The sequence below is a fragment of the Pseudomonas sp. TR47 genome, assembly GCF_044143025.1.
In the GTDB taxonomy this organism is placed as follows: Bacteria; Pseudomonadota; Gammaproteobacteria; order Pseudomonadales; family Pseudomonadaceae; genus Aquipseudomonas; species Aquipseudomonas putida_E.
Map to the genome: position 1 here is coordinate 1 of NZ_JBHFCS010000032.1, position 19,672 is coordinate 19,672.

General features: G+C 60.6%; 33 protein-coding genes. 22 read left to right on the forward strand and 11 right to left on the reverse strand.

Annotated elements, in window-relative coordinates:
- Positions 1–59 precede the first annotated feature (59 nt).
- The 9 genes from ACEWE8_RS23640 to ACEWE8_RS23680 all read right to left on the reverse strand — a co-directional run bounded on the left by ACEWE8_RS23640 (position 60) and on the right by ACEWE8_RS23680 (position 4,665).
- Positions 60–302 (reverse strand): hypothetical protein, encoded by a 243-nt coding sequence (locus tag ACEWE8_RS23640; protein WP_046787146.1) that lies wholly within the window; start codon positions 300–302, stop codon positions 60–62.
- Positions 302–1,063, reverse strand: coding sequence for a replication protein P (locus ACEWE8_RS23645; protein WP_046787147.1), 762 nt, complete (start codon positions 1,061–1,063; stop codon positions 302–304). Before ACEWE8_RS23645 ends, ACEWE8_RS23640 begins: the two co-directional genes overlap by 1 nt.
- Positions 1,060–1,815: a hypothetical protein gene (locus ACEWE8_RS23650; RefSeq protein WP_046787148.1), complete on the reverse strand. Its 756-nt coding sequence runs from the start codon at positions 1,813–1,815 to the stop codon at positions 1,060–1,062. Before ACEWE8_RS23650 ends, ACEWE8_RS23645 begins: the two co-directional genes overlap by 4 nt.
- Positions 1,812–2,303 (reverse strand): HNH endonuclease, encoded by a 492-nt coding sequence (locus ACEWE8_RS23655; RefSeq protein ID WP_052750468.1) that lies wholly within the window; start codon positions 2,301–2,303, stop codon positions 1,812–1,814. Before ACEWE8_RS23655 ends, ACEWE8_RS23650 begins: the two co-directional genes overlap by 4 nt.
- Positions 2,300–2,752: a hypothetical protein gene (locus tag ACEWE8_RS23660; RefSeq protein ID WP_069974022.1), complete on the reverse strand. Its 453-nt coding sequence runs from the start codon at positions 2,750–2,752 to the stop codon at positions 2,300–2,302. The genes ACEWE8_RS23655 and ACEWE8_RS23660 overlap by 4 nt, the downstream gene beginning before the upstream one ends.
- Positions 2,749–3,099 carry a hypothetical protein gene (locus ACEWE8_RS23665; RefSeq protein ID WP_046787149.1) on the reverse strand — a complete coding sequence of 117 codons (351 nt, stop codon included), beginning with the start codon at positions 3,097–3,099 and terminating at the stop codon, positions 2,749–2,751. The genes ACEWE8_RS23660 and ACEWE8_RS23665 overlap by 4 nt, the downstream gene beginning before the upstream one ends.
- A gap of 2 nt (positions 3,100–3,101) precedes the next feature.
- Entirely contained in the window at positions 3,102–3,887 is a 786-nt protein-coding gene (locus tag ACEWE8_RS23670; protein WP_219857690.1) for a KilA-N domain-containing protein, read from the reverse strand.
- Positions 3,888–4,221: 334 nt separating this feature from the next.
- Entirely contained in the window at positions 4,222–4,413 is a 192-nt protein-coding gene (locus tag ACEWE8_RS23675; protein WP_012053015.1) for a hypothetical protein, read from the reverse strand.
- 27 nt (positions 4,414–4,440) lie between these two features.
- Positions 4,441–4,665 (reverse strand): hypothetical protein, encoded by a 225-nt coding sequence (locus tag ACEWE8_RS23680; protein ID WP_012273061.1) that lies wholly within the window; start codon positions 4,663–4,665, stop codon positions 4,441–4,443.
- A 99-nt stretch (positions 4,666–4,764) separates the two neighbouring features.
- Between ACEWE8_RS23680 and ACEWE8_RS23685 the strand changes: the two genes are divergently transcribed.
- The 10 genes from ACEWE8_RS23685 to ACEWE8_RS23730 all read left to right on the forward strand — a co-directional run bounded on the left by ACEWE8_RS23685 (position 4,765) and on the right by ACEWE8_RS23730 (position 11,527).
- Positions 4,765–5,448, forward strand: coding sequence for a LexA family transcriptional regulator (locus tag ACEWE8_RS23685; RefSeq protein WP_052750470.1), 684 nt, complete (start codon positions 4,765–4,767; stop codon positions 5,446–5,448).
- A gap of 54 nt (positions 5,449–5,502) precedes the next feature.
- Positions 5,503–6,009, forward strand: a complete 507-nt coding sequence (locus ACEWE8_RS23690) for a hypothetical protein (protein WP_046787151.1) — start codon at positions 5,503–5,505, stop codon at positions 6,007–6,009.
- Positions 6,010–6,476: 467 nt separating this feature from the next.
- Complete coding sequence (locus ACEWE8_RS23695) at positions 6,477–6,995, forward strand: hypothetical protein (RefSeq protein WP_046787152.1); 519 nt, start codon at positions 6,477–6,479, stop codon at positions 6,993–6,995.
- A gap of 582 nt (positions 6,996–7,577) precedes the next feature.
- A complete protein-coding gene (locus ACEWE8_RS23700; RefSeq protein ID WP_144415491.1) occupies positions 7,578–8,132 on the forward strand; it encodes an AlpA family transcriptional regulator in 555 nt (184 codons plus the stop codon).
- Positions 8,129–8,368 carry a DUF551 domain-containing protein gene (locus ACEWE8_RS23705; protein WP_046787154.1) on the forward strand — a complete coding sequence of 80 codons (240 nt, stop codon included), beginning with the start codon at positions 8,129–8,131 and terminating at the stop codon, positions 8,366–8,368. The genes ACEWE8_RS23700 and ACEWE8_RS23705 overlap by 4 nt, the downstream gene beginning before the upstream one ends.
- Positions 8,369–8,463: 95 nt before the next feature.
- Positions 8,464–8,646 (forward strand): hypothetical protein, encoded by a 183-nt coding sequence (locus ACEWE8_RS23710; protein ID WP_046787349.1) that lies wholly within the window; start codon positions 8,464–8,466, stop codon positions 8,644–8,646.
- The gene (locus tag ACEWE8_RS23715; protein WP_046787155.1) at positions 8,639–9,085 is read left to right on the forward strand and encodes a hypothetical protein; all 447 of its coding nucleotides are present in this window, start codon (positions 8,639–8,641) and stop codon (positions 9,083–9,085) included. Before ACEWE8_RS23710 ends, ACEWE8_RS23715 begins: the two co-directional genes overlap by 8 nt.
- Before the next feature lie 242 nt (positions 9,086–9,327).
- Positions 9,328–10,254, forward strand: a complete 927-nt coding sequence (locus tag ACEWE8_RS23720; protein WP_046787156.1) for a recombinase RecT — start codon at positions 9,328–9,330, stop codon at positions 10,252–10,254.
- On the forward strand, positions 10,251–11,018 hold the full coding sequence (locus tag ACEWE8_RS23725; protein ID WP_046787157.1) for a lambda exonuclease family protein: 768 nt from the start codon (positions 10,251–10,253) through the stop codon (positions 11,016–11,018). The genes ACEWE8_RS23720 and ACEWE8_RS23725 overlap by 4 nt, the downstream gene beginning before the upstream one ends.
- Positions 11,015–11,527, forward strand: coding sequence for a hypothetical protein (locus ACEWE8_RS23730; RefSeq protein ID WP_046787158.1), 513 nt, complete (start codon positions 11,015–11,017; stop codon positions 11,525–11,527). Before ACEWE8_RS23725 ends, ACEWE8_RS23730 begins: the two co-directional genes overlap by 4 nt.
- On the opposite strand, the gene ACEWE8_RS23735 is transcribed toward ACEWE8_RS23730, so the two are convergent.
- Entirely contained in the window at positions 11,509–11,778 is a 270-nt protein-coding gene (locus ACEWE8_RS23735; RefSeq protein ID WP_052750472.1) for a hypothetical protein, read from the reverse strand. The genes ACEWE8_RS23730 and ACEWE8_RS23735 overlap by 19 nt on opposite strands.
- On the opposite strand from ACEWE8_RS23735, the gene ACEWE8_RS23740 reads away from it, so the two are divergent.
- The 5 genes from ACEWE8_RS23740 (at position 11,777) to ACEWE8_RS23760 (ending at position 16,747) form a co-directional block, all read left to right on the forward strand.
- Complete coding sequence (locus ACEWE8_RS23740; RefSeq protein WP_046787159.1) at positions 11,777–12,142, forward strand: hypothetical protein; 366 nt, start codon at positions 11,777–11,779, stop codon at positions 12,140–12,142. The two genes, ACEWE8_RS23735 and ACEWE8_RS23740, sit on opposite strands and share 2 nt — an antisense overlap.
- Entirely contained in the window at positions 12,117–12,455 is a 339-nt protein-coding gene (locus tag ACEWE8_RS23745; RefSeq protein ID WP_046787160.1) for a hypothetical protein, read from the forward strand. Before ACEWE8_RS23740 ends, ACEWE8_RS23745 begins: the two co-directional genes overlap by 26 nt.
- Before the next feature lie 62 nt (positions 12,456–12,517).
- Positions 12,518–13,588: a hypothetical protein gene (locus ACEWE8_RS23750; protein WP_046787161.1), complete on the forward strand. Its 1,071-nt coding sequence runs from the start codon at positions 12,518–12,520 to the stop codon at positions 13,586–13,588.
- A 67-nt stretch (positions 13,589–13,655) separates the two neighbouring features.
- Positions 13,656–16,169: a DNA cytosine methyltransferase gene (locus ACEWE8_RS23755; protein ID WP_046787162.1), complete on the forward strand. Its 2,514-nt coding sequence runs from the start codon at positions 13,656–13,658 to the stop codon at positions 16,167–16,169.
- Between the two features lie 8 nt (positions 16,170–16,177).
- Positions 16,178–16,747: a hypothetical protein gene (locus ACEWE8_RS23760; RefSeq protein ID WP_052750473.1), complete on the forward strand. Its 570-nt coding sequence runs from the start codon at positions 16,178–16,180 to the stop codon at positions 16,745–16,747.
- Between the two features lie 47 nt (positions 16,748–16,794).
- On the opposite strand, the gene ACEWE8_RS23765 is transcribed toward ACEWE8_RS23760, so the two are convergent.
- A complete protein-coding gene (locus ACEWE8_RS23765) occupies positions 16,795–17,094 on the reverse strand; it encodes a hypothetical protein (RefSeq protein WP_046787163.1) in 300 nt (99 codons plus the stop codon).
- 180 nt (positions 17,095–17,274) lie between these two features.
- On the opposite strand from ACEWE8_RS23765, the gene ACEWE8_RS23770 reads away from it, so the two are divergent.
- From ACEWE8_RS23770 to ACEWE8_RS23800, 7 genes are read left to right on the forward strand one after another with little or no spacing between them, the layout of a single operon-like run.
- Entirely contained in the window at positions 17,275–17,571 is a 297-nt protein-coding gene (locus ACEWE8_RS23770; protein WP_046787164.1) for a hypothetical protein, read from the forward strand.
- A complete protein-coding gene (locus tag ACEWE8_RS23775; protein ID WP_046787165.1) occupies positions 17,568–17,924 on the forward strand; it encodes a hypothetical protein in 357 nt (118 codons plus the stop codon). The genes ACEWE8_RS23770 and ACEWE8_RS23775 overlap by 4 nt, the downstream gene beginning before the upstream one ends.
- Entirely contained in the window at positions 17,921–18,172 is a 252-nt protein-coding gene (locus tag ACEWE8_RS23780; RefSeq protein ID WP_046787166.1) for a hypothetical protein, read from the forward strand. Before ACEWE8_RS23775 ends, ACEWE8_RS23780 begins: the two co-directional genes overlap by 4 nt.
- The gene (locus ACEWE8_RS23785; RefSeq protein WP_223255147.1) at positions 18,169–18,549 is read left to right on the forward strand and encodes a DUF4406 domain-containing protein; all 381 of its coding nucleotides are present in this window, start codon (positions 18,169–18,171) and stop codon (positions 18,547–18,549) included. The genes ACEWE8_RS23780 and ACEWE8_RS23785 overlap by 4 nt, the downstream gene beginning before the upstream one ends.
- Before the next feature lie 43 nt (positions 18,550–18,592).
- Positions 18,593–18,811 (forward strand): hypothetical protein, encoded by a 219-nt coding sequence (locus ACEWE8_RS23790; protein WP_046787167.1) that lies wholly within the window; start codon positions 18,593–18,595, stop codon positions 18,809–18,811.
- Between the two features lie 50 nt (positions 18,812–18,861).
- Positions 18,862–19,440, forward strand: coding sequence for a hypothetical protein (locus tag ACEWE8_RS23795; RefSeq protein ID WP_046787168.1), 579 nt, complete (start codon positions 18,862–18,864; stop codon positions 19,438–19,440).
- Positions 19,441–19,483: 43 nt separating this feature from the next.
- Positions 19,484–19,660, forward strand: a complete 177-nt coding sequence (locus tag ACEWE8_RS23800) for a hypothetical protein (RefSeq protein WP_189339971.1) — start codon at positions 19,484–19,486, stop codon at positions 19,658–19,660.
- The last annotated feature ends 12 nt before the right edge of the window (positions 19,661–19,672 follow it).

Here is a 19,672-nt window from a genome sequence, read left to right on the forward strand (position 1 = left end):
TCGAACCTCTTCCTCGACGAAAGCCGCCTCGAACTCTGCGCGCATCTTGTTGGTGTCCATCAGTGCTTCTCCTGCGTGAACAGCACATCGAATCGCTCGTCCGGGTAAGACACGGCGTAGCCAAGCTTCTTGCCAGTCGCCGCTTCGTCGAGGTCGCACAGGCATTCGCCTTCGTCCAGCTCTCGACCAGACAAGCTGACCAAGTCGGAAGGCTGGCAGCCAAAGGAGCGAGCCAGTTCGTAAACGCTCGTGACCACGTCGCCGGAGCCGTCGAGTTTTTCGGTTTCAGCCCAGGTACACATCACACCCCCTCCCCGGCCGGCTGCCCGGCGCGCTTGATGTTCAACTTGGCCAGCAGGTGTGCACGGCACGCGGCGGCGCTCGACGGGATCTGCTGAAGGTCCAGCAGGCGGGCCTGCCGTTGGCTTGCATACTCGTCGGCCAGCTCGCTCAGGCTCTTCTGGCTGTCGTGTCCGATGCCGGCGGCGATGTCGCCCAGGGGCTCGCCGGCGACCAGCATGCGAATGGTGATGTCGTAAGCCCGGGCGAACACCTTCTCGGCCCGCTCCACCTCCATTGACCCAAGGTTCTGGGCTTCACACTGCAGGGCCGCGTGGCGCACCGCTGCGTGCGTCCAAACGCGTGACCCTGCCCTGCTGGGGTGGAAATTCTCCAGCGCCTCCGCTAGGGCCCGTGCAAGCGGCGGAATGCCCATTTCTTCCGGGGTCGGCTGGCACAGCTTGATGAACTTGCCGCTGCTCGGGGCGAAGTCGGTACCCAGCACCCGGCATTTCTGGATGCCGAAGCGGATCTGCTCCAGGGTGTTGATGCCCGCGGCCACAAACGACTTGATCCAGCTGCGCTTGGCAGCCTTCAGCGCGTCATCGTCTGGCCAGGCCTGCTTCCACGCCGGGAAGATGGCCTGCAGCTCCTTGAACAGGGCGTTGACCACTTCGGTGGTGCCTGGATCCAGCTGCTTGGCCGGGGCGTGCACCTCGGCGGGAAGGTTGCGGCTGGTGGCCATGATCTGCGTCACGCTGCGCAGTTTCAGTTGTGCACTCATAAGGCCCCCAGGTCATCAGCCCAGCTGGTGTCGTTGAAGTCGGGGCCGCTGGCCGGGCGGCGGGCAGGCGCTTGGCTGGCACCGGCGGTCGCTGGCAACTCGTCCTCCCAGCGCTTGCCGTTCAGCCAGGTGGATGCGTGCGGGATGAACTGGCCACCGTCCTTGGTCCAGTCGGTCGACAAGGTCCAGGCAGCCAGAGAGGCGGCCATCAGGTCGAACAGGTCAGCGGTGACCTTGATCTTCGCCCAGGCCTTCTTGGCGTCGACCTTGCTCACCTTGCGCGGGTAGAGCGACCAGAACCGTTCGAAGTCGACCAACTCGCTTTCGCGAGAGTCAGTCCTTACTCCCTTCAGTCCTTGCTTACCTTCAATACTTACTAGTGTCGGATTTGCCGGAAACGGCTGAGCCGGAAGCGGTTCAACCGGATACGGCAAAGCCGGAAGCGGTGTTTCCGACACGACGTAGTGGGTTTCGCCCAGCAAACCGGACTCACCACGATCTTGGCGGCGCTCGACGTAGCCGGCAGCGATCAGCTCTTGCAGAAGGCCGTACACGCCGTCACGCCCGGTAGGTTTCGACGACTTGGCGGTCTCGTTGCGTAGGTGGGTGACGGACACAGCCCAGTGGTCAGGCTTGCCCAGCAGGAAGACCAGCAGGCCACGGGCAGCCCAGCTCAGGCGCCCGTCCTCGCTGATCGACTTGTTGAGCATGTAGAAATTGGCCTCGGGGCGAGGCGCGCGGATGATGCTCATGCTGTCCGCCTCCCTTGGCCACGAAAATCTACGGTCTTCGTGCCCTTCCAGCTGTTGCAAGGGGCACAAAGGGTTTGCAGGTTTTCTTCTGTAGCTTCGCCGCCCTGGACCTCTGGAACGACATGATCGGCACGCAGATCGGCCCGGCTACCGCAGCGCAGGCAGGCGTACCCATCGCGCTCGAACACGGATAGCCGAACCCTCGGGCTGATCACCTTCTTCCGGTAGGATGGTTTGGCGGGAGCGTCACCTTCGAAGGCCAGGATGAAGCGATCGCGCCCAGCAACCTCGATCAGCCTCCGATCTTCGAGGCATTCAATGAGGCGCTTAACCTGGCCCTCTGGAATGTTGGTGTAGCGCGCGATAGAGGCGGCACTGACGCTGGAAAACGGCTCCTGCGCGCTGTCACAGATGCAGAGCAACACGAACTTTTCCAGCGGATCGACTTCTTGCTGCCCCAATGCCCACATCATGGATTGGACGCTCACTGGTCGCACTCCTCTGCGCTTTGCTCTGCGCACTCGCACGGCACCAGGATGGGCTCGCCCCACGCCTGAACCCCACCCGAGTCAGTCAGGCCTGTGTCACTGAACTTTTGACAGACTGGTGGCTCTGCGTACTTGATCAAAGCGGCATCGATGCGTTTTGCCATAGCGCTGAGCGAGCCATTCCAGTCCCTGGCGCTTCGCACTTCACGAAGCAGCGCGCACAACGCTTCAATGTTGCGGCACAACTGGCGGCTCTCGGTTCGAACACAATCATCCTGAATGGCTGCGTCGTCGCTCAGCGTGATGGCTAACTGCAGCTTCGCCACCTCCAATTCGAGCTGGTCATAGGCTTCTGCCATCACGACATAAGGCCCGTGCGGGTCGTAGCCGATGCGGCTTCCCTCTTCCGAAAGCATCGTGACGACTTGATAACGATGGACTTCGCTCATGCTGCACCCCGCACAGCCTTGTCGTGGGTGTGCAGGCCGTCCCCGGCGCATTCACATGCAGCGGCGAGGGACGCTACAGCCCGCTCATGGCGGCGCCTTGCGTTGTACTCGGCCTTCTTCGCCGCCTGGACACGGTCGTATTGGGAGTTGGTGAACATCATCACCGGCAGGAAGGCGTCGTTATCTGGATCGAATTTCCCCTCCGGCCGGCCATGTGCCTGGAAGTAGGTGTCGTACATCGAGCGCAGCTCAGCCTTGAGGGCCTTGGTTGCGGTCGAAGCCTTATGCAGATCAAGGGCCGTCATGGCCGCCCGCTCTACCAGTTGCTGATAGGTCATGGTGGGCATGCTCAGAACTCCAGGCGCTTGATTTCGGACAGCAGTGCACGACTGTGACGCTGGATGTAGATCTGGCTCAGCTTCTTCTTGCGCGACTCGAAGTCCATGCCCACGTCAATCAGGGAGGCATTCACGCGCTGAAGGTGCTCGATGCAGCGGATTTCGCACGGAGTAAGGTGGTCACGGATCGAGTCAGTTGGGCTGATGCAGTGCGCCGCCCGGTATGCCTTCGACGGCATGCCCAGCGCGATGCGGTTGATCAGGTCGAACTCGTTGCTGAAGTGGTAGTGTTTAACGTCCTTGCCGACAGACAGGCGACCGTGCTTGATGGCCTCGGTCAGAGCCGGAGCCTCAAGGCGCGCTCGCTCACGGGCCTGACGCCCTTCCACCAACTGGATGTGCCCGACAACTACGGCGTCGAAGGTGCGGATTACGTGCAGGTGGAACTTGGCATTCACCCACATGGCGTAGGCGTAGATAAGCTCCTTGACGACATAGGTGCCGCCATTGCGACCCTCAATAGTCACCACCGGCAAACTACCCGGATTTTGGGTAGTTAACTCAGCCACCATTTCGGCGAAGGATTCCGTGGCCATGAACTTGCCTGGCTCTTTGGTGCGCTTGTTTGCTCCATCGGCCACGGCCGCCTTGTGAAGGTCATTGAGGCAGTAACGACCCTCAATATCCTGCTTGATCTTCACCCCTCCAAGGGTGAGTGACATGCTGCGCGCCACGAAATCGTGGTTCGCATTTTGTGGCGCGAGGGCCACGGTATTGCTTTGGATGGTCTGGTGCATATATGATGACCTCACACAAGCGTTACGAATGCAGTTGAATCAGCCGACCTAGCCCGTCGGCTTTTTCGTATCTGCGGTTTGGGTTTTGCTGCGTTCAACGGCAGTTCCTCATGAGTCCCTCAGGGGCTTATAAGCCCTTGCGAAACGACCGAACGTTGCTTCGGCCAGGCTCTGTTCTCGTCATTCGGTCGAGAGCCTCATTGATGATTCGTGCCGCCAGTTGCTCAGGGGTTAAGCCCTTCTGCCTGGCGAGATACGCCAGATCCGAATTGCCCTTCCCGTCGAGCTGGATCTCCAGCTCTTTGCTTTCTGGCACAGGGCCTCCTCGGCCACTTCAGGCCACGTCAGTCTTCGCGTTAAGCTCTTGCATCATCTGGTCGAGACCGCGTTCCAGAATTTCCCTGGCGAGCACAGCTTTCTGAGTGCGCTTGAATCGAGCCATGGCCGACAGCAAGTCGTCGGCAGCCTCATCCAAGCGAACCTTGGTGGGCTTGTTGTGCAGGTGGTCGGGGTCGAAGTACGACACGGTTGGTTCCTTTGTGGTTGAAAGTGGTTAAGCAGCGGTTTTCTTTGCGCTAGCGCTGGGCTGGGAAGCTTCTTCCTGGGCTTCTTCCTCCAAGGCCTTGAAGACGTCCGGGCGGGCTACGCGCAGAAACATCATTCGGGCACGAGGAATGCCGTGCTTTTTCCAATCGCTCACCGACGGCGGGCGCACCTCGCACAGCTCGGCTACGCGAAATGTCCCGCCCAGAGCGTCGATAATTGCGCTGGGGTTCATGCCTGGTCTCTCCGGCTGGAATCTTAGGTAGAGATATTAGGCATACCTTTTATTCAGGTCAATAGGAATACCTTAGATGCAAGCTGTTAGGCTCTCCTAATGAGCACACTCCAAGATCGATTGCGGCAAATCATGGCCGGGCCTCCGAAAATCTCGCAGGCCGCTTTAGCGCGGGCGTGCGGCATCAAGCCGCCGTCAGTGAATGACTGGATCTCAGGTAAAACCAAGACGATCGAGGGGCAAAACCTCCTCCTGGCTGCGGAGTTCTTGGGGGTCTTGCCCAAGTGGCTGGCGACCGGCCGGGGACCGATTCGCAAGGCTGCCGGCCTGGCGGAAGGCTCCAACGTCGAGGCGGCGCTTCAGCCGACCCGATCATTCTCTTATCCAGAGATCAGCTGGGTGCAGGCCGGCGCCGCTAGGGAGGCGGTCGAAATGGGTAACATCGCGCTTTGCCCTCAGCACACTTCTGACGTTTGGGCTGGCGAGGACGCCTTCTGGCTTCGAGTCATGGGCGACTCGATGACTCTTTCATCTGGCGGACCATCTTTCCCGGAGGGCTTCCTGATCCTGATAGCGCCAGACATCGAGCCGCGACCAGGTCAGTTCGTGGTCGCCAGGATGATCAGCACCAATGAAGCCACATTCAAGCAGCTCGTTCGCGATGCTGGAGAGCTTTACCTGAAGCCGCTGAACTCGGCCTACCCCACCCGCGCAGTCGATGACACCTGGGAAATCGTGGGGACGGTGGTTGATGGAAAAATGCCGAAATCGGTTTTCCTGTAGAGCGATCAATCCCTGGGCAGTGATAGCATAACGCCTTTCCTCAAGGAGAGAGTCATGCGAAATACCCTGGCCGCATTCATAATTTCGGCAACCGTTCTGGCTGGCTGCGCACCGGTTCAGCCTAACTCTGGCGGATATGCCGCAGCGCCCGCAAAGAAAGAGCCTCACGTTTTCAAGCCGCGCCCATACACCTATGACAAGGAATCGCCGGAGGCGACCAACTTTGCCAGCCAGCTCGATATGCCGGCATTCCAGTGCGATCTGGAGGCAATGCTGGGGCGGGATGCTGTTCGATATGGTCTACGCGACCTGCAAACCGAGTACACCAACTCATTCATGGAGTGCGTGAAATTTGCCCACACCCAGGGAAATGAGGCTGTAACTCGCCTGAAGACGGCGAAGGTCACTGCTAAGCAAATGGAGTTGAGCAAAGAACTGTACGCCAAGTGGTCCGCCTACCTCTCCTCCATGAGTCCATATCGAATGCCTGATCATCGAGCAAAATCTGAGTATCAGGCTGCCAAGGAGGCGCTGGCCACCGAGGTTAAATTCTCCAAGTAGAAATTTCGCCATTTCAGCCCGCCTAGCGCGGGCTTTTTTGTGCCCGCATGAAAAAAGTTAGGAATGCCTATTGACGGGAAAAGAAGGAATGCCTAATGTTCACATCACCGGGCGGCACTACACAGCCCCTCGGGAGGCCCTCAAGCCGACCGCTCTTTCACATTGATGGGAACCTCGCGGATCGATCCCGGCAACGGCACAGCGCGAGCAATAAATTCGATCCCCATGCCAGCTCTGGAACTGGTGAACAGACCGCATTGCCTCTACCGGCGACCGGCGATCAGACAGCCCCGAAAGGCTGCCCACGACAGGGAGAACCCTGTACGGCTGACGAAGGTGAAACGCCTAAACCGAGAGAACGACCCGGGCATGCAATGCGCCCCGCCACCCCGGCGGTAATGGGACAGAACGATTTACTGATGCCGGTTCACTGAGCCGGCATTGGAAATCAACTGGAGGAACACAAAATGGGCTTGGACGTTTCTGCATACAGCAAGCTGGTCGAGGCGCCTGACGCCGAGCGTGACAAGGACGGCGACCTGGTCGACTACGACAACTACCGCGACTTCTACTTCAACAAGGACTTCCCCGGCCGCGCCGAGGGCCTGAAGGAGGGCATGACCTACAAGCTTGGAGAGGAAGGCTCAGGCTTGAGCACCGGCTACGGTCGCTACAGCGCATGGCGCGATGAACTGGCGAAGCTTGCCGGTTACACGCCGGATGCCAGCCCAAGCGACGAATACGAAAAGCGCTTCCCTTACTTCGGAGGTGCCAACAAGGCAGGTGAAGGCCCATTCTACGAGCAGATACTGTTCTCGGACTGCGACGGCACCATCGGCCCAGTGGTCAGCGCGAAGCTTGCCAAGGACTACGCCGACTTTGCCGAGAAAGCCGAAGCCGTTGGCGACTACTTCTGGGAAAAGTACCAGGAGTGGAAGGTGGCATTCGAGATCGCTGCTGACGGCGGCGCCGTAGTTTTCCACTGATTCCCTGACAGCCGGAAAGACGGCCCGATGCCCTGCTCCCCATCGCAGGGTTCATCGGAGTGTGATCTGAATGCGCAGGCTGATGCGCACGGAAAGACCCAACGGGCTTTGCACGACTTTCCTTACCCGACTCTCGTGCATCGTCACTCCGTAGGGCTACTCATCTAACCACCGCCCTTTGATGCGGCAAGCCGGAAAGAACGCAGCACCGGCCAGATCACACCCCGATGCAGTTTTCATCGATTTAAAGCGCATCACCGTGAGCCTTATGCAACTTAAGGCGAACCGCAGCAAACATTAATCGACGTACACGCAGGCGAATCCGGGGCCTAACCGGCCAGACCAGATGCATGTGAGGTAGCGCTCACCGCCTGCACCTAAACACTGAGCTGATCAGTGAGGCTGCTCTCCCGAGCAACCTACCCCTCGACCCTAATCCCGGCGGGTATCAGCAACGGGAAATGCTCACTGCTCCAACAGTGAGTACGGCATCCGCTGTCTCACCAGCGGCCTTCAATCACCTGCCTGCAGTGAGCCAATAGCAGGCCCGGTGTTCCTTTAGCGGGGTTCATCGGAAAGCGCTTGGAATCGTCCGGATCAAATGTCGTTACCGGCCATGCGCTTTCCGATGCATCCCGCATCCCCTTCCCTTCACATTCGACCGCATTGGCGGGTGCCAGGCTGGCTTTTCACGCCCAGTTTGGTCGCTGCGCCTGGCATCCGACCAATGCGGTTGGCGAGGCACATATGATTAAAGATCCTGATCTGCGAACGCCGGCAGAGATTTGCCGAGAGCTTGAAATTTGCCGATCCACATTCTGGCGCTGGCGGACCATTCCCGGTTTTCCCGAACCGCTCAAGAAAAACAAGATGCAGATGGTCTTCCGGCTAAGCGAGGTAAAGAGCTTCCTTACTGATCAGAAGATTATGGATGCCGCCGTTGATGCTTACCAGGCCAACGCTGCAGAAAGGGTCTCAGGCTCAGGCGTACAGGCATCCTTGCGTGATTATTTCGCAGTTAAGGCGATGCAGGGCATTTGCGCTCACGATGACAACTGGGGTTGCGATATCGATGGCATCGCAGAGCGGTCCTATGCCATGGCCGACGCCATGCTAGCCGCCCGGGTGAAGCCATGAGCGGCTGGATCAAGTGCAGCGACAGGCTGCCTGATCTGGATCAGCCCGTCTTCCTGCGAGCTGATGAAGTTTCAGGGATTGGCTGTCGAGCGGACATTCATGACGGCAATTGGGGCTGGGCCTGGGCGCTGAACCCGCCAATTCACGACGAGGCCGGCTGGTTCGTCGACGGCTACGAACTGGATGATTTCGAGCCAACTCACTGGCAGCTACTACCTTCCCCACCCACCGAGTAAACCACCACCTGGAGGCGACCATGCATCCCAGCATTCAAACTCGTCGCGACATTCTGACCACGCTCCGCCAGCGCTCTGTGATCGCTACAGCGGAAATGTACAGCCTGATCGGCCGGGCAATGCCGGTGATCATGTTCCGGTTCCAAGTGAAGCCCGCGGGTCGCGACTTCTTCCATGTGGTGGATGCCCGTGACGGCAAAGTCCGTGGGTTCCGCCGTGACCACAATGAGGCCTGCGCCCTGGCACGCATCCTGGAAATGGAGAAAAGCCATGACTGACTTCCTCGAAACTGTCGACGGAGCCGACTGGCTCTACGAATCTATCAACGCCCTCATTTGCGGCGAGAACGTCACGGCGCCGCGCGCCCACGGCAAGGCTGTATCGCTGGTCACGCCGCAATCGCTGTACGAGGCCCTGGCCGAGCACCTTGGCGCCCAGGAGCACATCGTTCCACTCCTGACCGACAACCGCGAATACCCCATCGAGAAGATGATCTGCGAGATCATCGCCGACGGTCGCGGCGTGCATCGAAAGGCATATGACCTGGCGGTCGAGGCTGTAGGCCAATCCAAGAGTAGTCGCCCAACAGCGCTGCACGATGTTGCAGAAGCGCTTATCCGCCCCTGGGCTCAAGAGTACGCCAGGGCTCGATCCGAAGAGATTGCAGCCGAGCTTGCTGCCGACCGCGCCGAACAGTTCAAAGCTGACGCAGCATGAGCTACTGGCGCGGCTCCTTCTCCATGCTCTTCGCCTGCACCTTCTTCATGCTCGCCAGCGCACTGGCCGGCAGCATCACTTCCTGAATACACACCCGGCGCACGGCGGGCCTTCGGGATAACCGTACTCCTTCGGGAGCGTAAGCGGCGAGAGCGCGCAACCATCCACCGCAGCCAGGGCCTGGAGCGTACCTCCGTGCCTGGGTGACCTGGCATCAACTTAAACCTCAACCGGAGGCGATCATGAGCAACGCCGTTGCCACAATCTCCCAGGACATTTACGGCACCCGCGACTCCTTCGCCTCGGTGCTGACCGACCGCTCGCTGAACTTTGAGCGCGAGGCCGAATTCGCGATCCAGACCATCACCGCCAACGATTACTCCATGAAGCTGGCCGTGCAGAACCGGCAGTCGGTGGTCAATGCGGTGACCAACATCGCCGCCATCGGCATCAGCCTCAACCCGGCCAAGAAGCAGGCCTACCTGGTGCCGCGAGACGGCAAGATCTGCCTCGACATCAGCTACATCGGCCTCATGGACTTGGCGATGAACACCGGCGCCATCCGCTGGGCCCAGTCGGAACTCGTCTACACAAGCGACAACTTCGCGCTCAACGGCTTCGACAAGCCGCCAACCCACTCCTACAACCCGTTCTCCAAGGATCGCGGCGAGGTGATCGGTGTCTACGTGGTGGTCAAGACTGCCGACGGCGACTACCTGACCGAGACCATGAGCGTGGACGAGGTCAACGCCATCCGTGACCGGTCCAGCGCCTGGAAGGCCTGGATCTCGAAGCAGAAGTCCTGCCCGTGGGTTACCGACTGGGGCGAGATGGCCAAGAAAACCTGCGTGAAGCGGGCCTACAAGTACTGGCCGAAGACCGAGCGCCTGGAAGAGGCCATCCACTACCTCAATACCGAGGGCAACGAAGGTCTTTCGTCTATCAATGGCAAGCCCCAAGCCGATGCCGATCTTGCCCGGCGCTGGATCGATCAGGCTGTGTCATGCCAGTCGGTCGACGCGCTGCAGCAGATCTGGCAGGCCGGCCTGGCCGACATCAAAGCCGCCAAGGACATGGCCGCGTACAGCCAGTTCAAGGCGCAGGTGGAAAAGCGCCGCGCCGAACTGCTTGAACTCGAACCCGCGACTCTGGAGGGTGAACCACAATGATCCTCATCGAATGCGAACAAGGCAGCGCCGAGTGGCACCGGGCGCGTGCCGGCTGCATTACTGCCAGCATGTTTGGCGTGGCCAGGTCGCGCACCGGCGGCTTGGACGAAAAGCAGCAGGCATACGTGACAGCCATGCTGTCTGGCTCAACCGAGACCGAGGCCCGAGCGGCTGCAGGCTACAAGACAGCGCCGCGCGCCGAGTCGATACAGCGCGCCCTGGAGGGAAAGCCGGTCGGCCAGCCAACCGAAGCCGCCCTGAACTACGCCTTCAACTTGGCCGTGGAGCGGATCGCCGGCGAGGCGCTGGATAACGGCTTCGAGACCTGGCAGATGAAGCGCGGACACGAGTTGGAGCCCATGGCCCGGATGGAGCACGAGATGCAGACCGGGCTGATCGTCCAGCGCGCAGGCTTCGTGACCACCGACGACGGCGCGTTCGGCGCGAGCGCTGATGGCCTGATCGGCGAGGATGGTGGTAGCGAATACAAGTGCTTCATCGCCCCGGACAAGCTCCGCGCATTCCACATTGACAACGACGCCAGCGGGATCATGGACCAGGTCCAGGGCTGCATGTGGATCACGGGCCGCAAGTTCTGGCACGTCGGCATGTACTGCCCCGCCCTGGAAGCAGTTGGCCGCCAGCTCTGGTGGGCGGAATTTAAGCGCGACGATGACTACATCGAACAACTCGAAGCCGATCTCTGGCAGTTCAAGCTGCTGGTGGACGACTTCGAGGCCAAGCTGAGGAGCAAGGCAGCATGAACCCATCAATCGACCTGGAGGCCGCCAAAGCGGCCTTCTTCGCCTCTGGCGGCCAGCTAATCGTGCTGGAGGGCTTCACCTACCAGCCGCTGCCGCAGCGCAAGCATCCTGAGCCAAAGCCGAAGCGGGCCAAGCCAACTGCGCATAAGTCGGAACACCCGCAGCAGAGCCGCGCCAGGACTCGCGCCGCGCAGATCGCCGAGCTTGCCAAGACTATGACCTGTGGCGAGGTAGCGAAACTCCTTGGCGAGACCAAGGGAGCGCTTTGGGGCGTAGCCGCTCGCGAAGGATTCAGGTTCTGCAAGCCGCCACGCCAGGTGCAGCCAGTGAAAGACGCCGCCGCTCAAGAGGCTGCTGATCGAGAGCTGGCAGAGCGGATCATTGCCTTGCGCGACGAAGGCATGTCCCGCTGCAAGGCAACTGCAGTACTCGGGATCGGCAATCGCAAGCTGGAGCGAATCCTGGCTGCATTCAAGATCAACTTCCCGCTTCAGCGGTATCGGGGGTAGGCCATGATCGCAACCATGTCCCAGCCAGTTCCCGCAGTGAAGTACGCAGCGGCCATGGCCAGATCCACTGGCAAGCCTTGGGGTGTATACCGGGGAAGCAAGCACCTGCTGGTGGTCATGCCTTCCGGATCGACGAAGAAAACCCCGATTGAGGTTTGCCATCCATGATGCGCTTCAACAACCTCGTCCGCCAGCGCCGGCGGCAAGAACAGTTCCACCTGCCGCCCAGCGACCTCACGGAGCACAGACATGCAGAAAGCACCCTCTGGAGTGGTAACCCTGCCAGCCTGGCTGAATCGGCCGGTCAAGAAGCTGTACAACACCCGCAGCGGCGGCCAGTACCGGCCTGATGATGTGGCCCTGGCCTTTGCGCTGAGCCTGAAGTTTCACGACAGCGCCGATGAGCTGCGCAAGCTGGCCCGCCGCCTGGTCGACAAGGTCTGCCTGGAGCACCAGCCGAACATGAAGCGCCTGGCCCGCGAGCCGGACGACGCCAAGGTGTTCGACGCGGTGCTCAAGATCATCAACCGGGTATGCGACCTGCTCGACATCGGGCCGGGCACCACCTTTGTGCGCAATGGAGGCGATGATGGCTCTGACGCAGCAGCAGCGTAATGAAAACGCTGAGAGGAAACGCATCAAGTTCGACGAGAAGGCGCTGAGACACCGAGTGCGGCCCGGCATTCACCAAGCCATGGAACGAATCAGCGAGCGCGCCAAGGGCATGCCGATCAATGAGGTGCTGCAAACGGCGATCCTCAAGATGGATGCCATGAGCGATGACGAACTCCTGAAGTTCTTGAAGATGCGCCACGAAATCCTACTCAGCGATGACGTGGTGCAGGCTTTCTACGACGCCAGCGTACGCAGCATCGTATCAGATCCGGATCAAGACGCTGACGACCAGATTCAACGCCCGTCCGCCTGACCCCACCTATTCCACCATGCCGCATCCGGCCACGGAGGGCGGCGCATGCTCGGAGCATTCAAATGCAAATTCAACGCGAAGGTAATCTCTCGTTCGGCGACGCCCGCCTGGCAATCTGGGAAGAAGGCATCTCCGCAGCTCGCGATGCCGGCGGTGTTCGCGGCGCCGACGCCTGGGAGAAACAGTTCAAGCGTGAGGTGTTCAAGCGCATCATTCAGACCCTCAATCGCCTGGGGTGGACCGTTGGCCCTGACCTCGACGCAGAGAAGAATTACAAGCGCATTGCCCACGGGATGCGGTGGTGCAGCAAGGGCGACTTGAAGGCGGATCTGCAGGTTAGCGGCAGGACGATCAAATTCGAGATGTTCCAGAACGTCAACGCTCCAGATCGCCCAGACAACGACGGGCGCTATCAGTCTGACAAAGAGTTCCACATGCCCTACGTCATGCGGCTGGAGATGGAGCGTACCCGCCGAAAAATCCGCGACTACCTGTGCGCCGTTTTCACCGACTACCGGTTCACCCCCGCTGAACCCCGGGGCATGGGCCCTGGCATCAGTACCGCCTTGGAGCGGGTTGAACGCCACCATGCGGCACACCGGAACATAGGGAGCCTGGCTGACTTCGTCACCCCGAAACACAGCTACAAGTCCAAGGACGGCGATCTTTTGCAACACGGGCAGAAGGTATGGATCTGCGACCGTAAAGGCCGTGTGCTACCTGGCACCGCCTACTACAACAGCGGCCAGATGTGGTGGGTGGTTACCTCTCGCTACAGCTACACCAACGTTTCCAACGGCGAGATCTGGACCGTCAACCCTGGCGACCTGCGTCGCAAGCGTAACGATTGGGTGCGCCGAAAACGACTGGAATCACTGATGACAGCGGCGGCGGCCCGGATGGACTTCAAGCGTGCCGAAATCCTGAAAAACATCCTTTTCCCACCGCAGGAGGCGCTCTACATGATTTGGACGGATCGTCACGGCGGGACCTACTTCGGCCCGAACTACAGCGGCTACACCAACGACACGGCACAAGTCGGCAAGTATACCCGCGCCGAACTCAAGCCCTACCTGGGCGATGCCGACGAGAAAGACCACCTCCGCGCCGTACCGGTCCGCAAAGCCGCCTGACCCTCCGGCGCTGCCCGCCAGCGCCTTCCCCTATTCAACGATAACGCCTCCCAGGCGAGGATCACCGATGCCCATCACCTACGGAAGCGTCTGCAGCGGCATTGAAGCTGCAACCGTCGCCTGGGAGCCACTCGGGTGGCAACCGTCTTGGTACGCCGAGATCGAACCATTCCCCAGCGCGGTGCTGGCCCACCACTACCCGGATACGCCGAACCTCGGAGACATGACCCGCCTGGCTGCCATGGTGCTGTCCGGCAAGATCCCGGCGCCAGAGGTGCTGGTCGGCGGCACGCCATGCTTCACCGCAGGGCACCTTGTGCTCACCGAAAACGGGTACGCGACAATTGAAACCATCAAGCCCGGCGACATGGTAATGACGCACCTTGGAAGACTTCGTCGCGTCGTACGCATTGGCGCCAAACAGGCACCGGTCGGCACCCTCAAGGCTGTAGGCCTGAGAGAGCCCCTCACCGTTACCGAAAACCACCCGTTCCTGGCGGTTAGCTGGCGAAACCAGGGAACGAAGCGCAACGGCCAGTATGCCCGCATTGAGCACTACGGAGACCCGTGCTGGGTGGAAGCAAAGGATATGCCTGGCCGTCAGTGGTGCGCACTGACTGCATACGAGCGCGTCGAATCGGCATACCGCTCCACTAAGTTTTCAGAGCGGGAAGCTATGTATGTGGCCGGCATGTACCTGGGCGACGGGCATATCCGGCGCTGGGGCGAAGCTGGTAAGAAAGCCCTGGTGCTGAGCCTAAATGAAGCGAAGCTGGAAAAGCTGAAGCAGGTCATCGGCGAGGCAGGATTCTCTGTGTCACATGAGCGCACCACCTTGCGGGTAACCATCTGTGACACGGCGCTGTGCGAGTGGCTGCACGAGCAGTTCGGCAAGCTGTCGCATCTCAAGCGCATTCCGGCATGGGCGCTCGGCCACGCGCATCGTGCCTTACTGCTGCAGGGCTATCTGGATACGGATGGAACAGCCATCCGCAGCGGTGTCAGCATCAGCACGGTTAGCCGCTCGCTGGCCTATGGGGTTGCCGACTTGCTCAATGCCGAGGGGCGTTCGGCATCCGTTGGCTTGATCCAAACCTCGGAAACCTGCGTGATCGAGGGGCGCACGGTCAATCAACGTGACTGGTACCAAGTGCGCGCTTTCGACAATGGCGCCTCACGGAAATCGCGAGTCCGCCATGGCTACCTGCTACGCACTGTTCAGTCCTATACCAATGCCGGGATCGACACGGTTTTCAATATCGAAGTCGAAGACGACAACTCCTATGTCATCAACGGCGCCGTAGTCCATAACTGCCAGGCCTTCAGCGTGGCAGGTATGCGGGAAGGCCTGGCCGATCCCCGCGGCGCCCTCACCATCAAATATGTGGAGCTGCTCGATGCAATTGACCATGTTCGAACAAAGCGCGGCCAGCCCGAGGCCACCTGTCTCTGGGAAAACGTCCCCGGCGTCCTCTCCGACAAAGGCAACGCGTTTGGCTGCTTCCTCGGCGCCCTGGTGGGCGAATCCGAAGAACTCCAACCGCCAGGGGGCAAATGGAAGGACGCTGGTTGTGTGTATGGACCCACGCGAACAGCCGCATGGCGGATTTTGGATGCCCAATATTTCGGCTTGGCCCAACGACGCCGCCGTGTGTTCGTTGTCGCAAGTGCTCGAGCAGGGTTCGATCCTCTCGAAGTACTTTTTGAGCGCGAAGGCGTGCGCCGGGATACTCCGCCGCGCCGAGGCGAGGGGCAAGACCTTGCCGGTCGAGCTCCATTCGGCCCTGCACTCCAGTGCGGCTGCGGATGGGTCTTTGGCTTAGACCTTGGCCAGTACGGATGCCCGAACTGTGAAGGCGATGAGGGGCCAGCGGTTGAGGTTCTTGCCGGCATGCCAGCGTACGGCGGCCACAGCCTCCAAGGAGATGTCAGCCAGGCTGCCACGCTGACCGCCAAGGACACCAGAATGGACATGGAAAGCGAGACCTTCTGCATTGTCCCTACGCTGGATGCCAGCTTCGGACGGCTTCAGGGTTGCAGTGGGCAGGACGCGAACCATGGCCATGGGCATCTGGCTGTACACGGCACGCAAGACCCCGATGTCCGCTACGAGCAGGCGCACACGCTCGGGCGAAACAACGGCATGGAAAACGCCGTGCTTGCCTTCGCCGAGAACAGCAGGGCCGAGGTGCGGTTGGAAGGCGGGGATGGTCAAGTAGTCGGAACACTCTCCGCCGGAGGGGGTAAGCCTGGCCAAGGCCAGCCCTGTATTGCGTTCAGCTGCAAGGACCACGGCGAGGTTGCAGGAACTCTCGGCGCCAATCACGGAAACATCAAGGCTGAGCACGCCTGGACAGGCCAATTGAAATCAATGGAGGGTGGTGTCCGCCGACTAACGCCCCGTGAGTGCGAATGGCTCCAGGGCTTTCCCGGCGACCACACCCGCATCCCCTATCGCGGCAAGCCCGCCGATGAATGCCCGGACGGGCCGCGCTACAAGGCGATAGGCAACAGCAAGGCCGTGTTCGTCGTCGGCTGGATCGGCCGGCGCATCCAACAACAACTTGAACGACTCGCTTGAGGTGTCCCATGCCCACAGAAAACCGATCCAGCAACACAGAGATGGTCAGCTTCCCTCGCGAACTGTCCGACGACCTGGCAGAGCTAATCGCTCACCGAGCACGCGTATGCGGCGGCGGCGCCTTCGAGATCTGGGAGGCAATCTGCGAAGGTTTCGCGGCGCCAGCCCCGCAGCCCCACCCCGAGCCAATAGCCTGGATGGTTGATACTGCCATCTGGTGGACCAAAGAAGAGGCTGAGCGGGATGCGGCAGAGACTGGGCTGCCGCTTGTTGGCCTGGGGCCGATGTCTGAGTCGAACAAGCCGACGATCCCGGAGGGCTACTGTCTCATGCCAAGGCGGCTCACTGCCGAGAACGGTGCCAAAGCACTGCTGCTCGGCGAGTTCAAGCTGGAGGTCACGCGCGAGTGCCCAGAATGCCTGGAACTGGACGAGCCAGCAGATGGCTGCGAGATCTGCGATGGCGAGGGTGAGTACGCACAGCGCCACATGATCCCGTGGGACATGATCAAGTTCATCTACAGCGAGGCCGTGAAGGGTCTTGCTTTCCAGCGGAACGTGACCTGCAAGCCATCATGACATTCGGAGTACATAAGTACTCCACCCGGCTGTAACCCCTCTCCCCTCTACTTTGAGGCGGCGAGACGATTGGCAGTTGGAGCACCGTCAATAGCTATCCGGCGCGCCCGTTCAACCCCCCATGCGAGCGCCCGGGTCATCGACTCACCTGGCCGAGAATCAAATGCCTCCTCATGGATGGCCATGCCGCTCAATGCGTACACGCCGATGAACATCTGGGTCGTACCAGTTCGCGACAGGCGCACCTGCACATCAATAAAGATACCGTCACTGAGCGTTTCGGCATGAGCGCGATGGTGCAACGTGTGGTCAGCCCAGCCCCAAAAAATATCACCGCGAATTCTCATGCCGCCTCCTATGACTTTAGTTGTATGCAATAGGTGAATTTTCACCATAGCGAAAGCGAAGCGGCACGCAATCGCAATGCCGCACTTTGAGAACTGAATCGGACCACCGGCCGATTTTCTTGTACCGAACCCACCCCCTTGTACAACTCACTGCCGCGATATGGCGGCCAAGGAACAACCGTGCCTGCAAAACAGTATCCGCTGGAGGTGCAAAGCGTCGGCAGCGACACCTACATCGCGATGAGCAAGGGTCACCACGACCTTGAAGCTTTCATGGCCGAAGCCGTCAAGGAATGCCCAGGCTGGTTCCTGGGTGGCCCGCAGCACAAATGGTGCAAGACGGTGCCGGACCGATCGGGCGAGTTTGCGCACCGATACGTATTCGTCGAGGAAGGCACGCCAGGCGCATGGCCGGCGACCTACTGCTGGGAGTTCGGTGAAGACTACAAGCGCTACAACGCCGAGGTGCAGCCATGAAGCTCACTGAGCGCCAGCAAGATGTACTCGAAACCCTGCGAGATATCGGCCGGGACAACGCGGCCCGTTACCGCAGCAAGACTCCCCACCTCTACCAGCAGGACTGCGAGAAGCTCCTGAAAGGTGATGAGGCGTGTGTGTTTGGCCTTGGCGGCCTGACTTGGCAGGTGGGCGGGCGACTGGGGCTTGCCGCGGCGACGGTGCTCAGCACGTTCAAAGCGCTGGAGAAGAAGGGCCTGATCATTCGCGAAACTTACAACCCGCGCTATCAGCGCCCGCTCTACTGGTGGCCCGTAGGCCTGGCCAAGGATCTGGCAGACGAGCACATGCCCAGTGTGGAGGTGGGCCAATGACCCGCCTCGCCCTCTTCCTCCTCCTGCTGGCCACCGGCGCCAGCGCAACCGAGAACGTCATCGACGTGCAGCACGACAGCCAGCGCGGCGTCACCTGCTACCTGCTGAATGGGGTCGGCATCAGCTGCATCCCCGACAGCCAACTGCAGGCCGGCAACGAGCGCCAGCTCTCCCCGCACGAAACCCAACCCGAACCTACACCCGCTCTGGCGCCTGGGCGCTGGATTGATGAGAGGTATCAGCTGTGAGCCAATCGAATGTAACCAGCACCGAGCGCGCCGTGCTTCTCACCGGCGACCGCGCCAACCGCGTCTATATCGCCGGCCCCATGACCGGGCTGCCTGAATTCAACTTCCCGGCGTTCCACGCCATGGCGGCGGCGATGCGCGCCGAGGGCTGGCACGTTGAAAACCCTGCCGAGCACGGCCACGTCGAAGGCGCCGAGTGGGCAGACTACCTTCGATTTGATATTGGCCGGCTATCGACCTGCGAAGCCATGATGCTGCTGCCAGGCTGGTCGCGGTCGCGCGGCGCTCGCCTGGAGGTGCGCATCGCCAAGGAAATCGGCATGCGCATGCTTCTTGCCGATGGTGCCGAGCCGGTCGGCATCCAGGAGGCAGCATGATCGCCCTTGCCTACATGGCCTATCTGATCTACAGGGGGCCGCGATGACCTGCATCCGCATCGAGCACGGTTTTGTCTGCCACTCGCCGTTCTACCGCCTGCCTCTGGCCGACGGCACCAGGGTGTTCATGAGCTGGCACAACTACCTCGGGCCCACCTTCTTTCGAGACCGCAATGAGCAACGCGAGATCGAGGACTGGTACGAAAACCTGCTGATCTGCGACGCCCTCGACTGGTTCATCCAGCGCGGCCACCGGGCCTAATCCACCAAATACCACTAAAGCCCGCCGACATGCGCGGGCGAGGATGAACTATGTCCGGAATAGAACAGATTATTGAGGTCATGACGGCTCCACCAGCACCAGCCGGCGAGGTTGTCACGCTCGATCGAGTCACGCTGGAAACCATCCTGGCTGAGCTAGAAGCGGCCGATCCGCTCCGCCCTCTGGTCACGGACCTGCGCGCCAAGCTGGCAGAGCCAAGGGTCGAGCTGTGGGCAATGCACTCTGTCGGTCCTGGCGAGGTATACCCGTGCTTAAACAAGGAAGACGCCGAGCGACAGGCTCAGGAGCTTCGGGACGCGGGTCATCGCTTGAAAGCCGACCGTATCGCCAAGGGCGAATGCGTGGAGATGTGGGGCGACTGGGTGGCCAACGTGATTCCTTCGCCGTGGGAGCCTGACGAGCACTTCGAGATCATGGCGGAGGAGTGGCAGAACAACCATCGGGAGTTGGCCGACTACACCGCCAAGCTGCAGGCCGAGAACGAATCGCTCCGCAAAGGACTGGGAGGGATGCTATTCGCCTTCGACGATGGTGTCGGCCGCGAGTGGTCCGCCAACCTGCTCGATTATGCGCGTGCACTTTGCCCGGCAGTTGAATTCAAGCCGTAACTCCCCCTCACCCCTGCCGCCACCGGCGGCGTGGAGATCATCCATGAACCTGATCGACTGCTACGCCACGAAGATCCTCGGCGAGCCGTATCGCAAGTTCGGCCACTGGTGGGTATCGGTGGAATACACGGCCGAGGGCTGGCCGGGCACCAAAGAAATCATGTTCCGCACCGAAGAAGCCGCCCGCGCGGCGAAGGTCGGGCACCACTTCACGGCCTGAAGGGCATGGAGA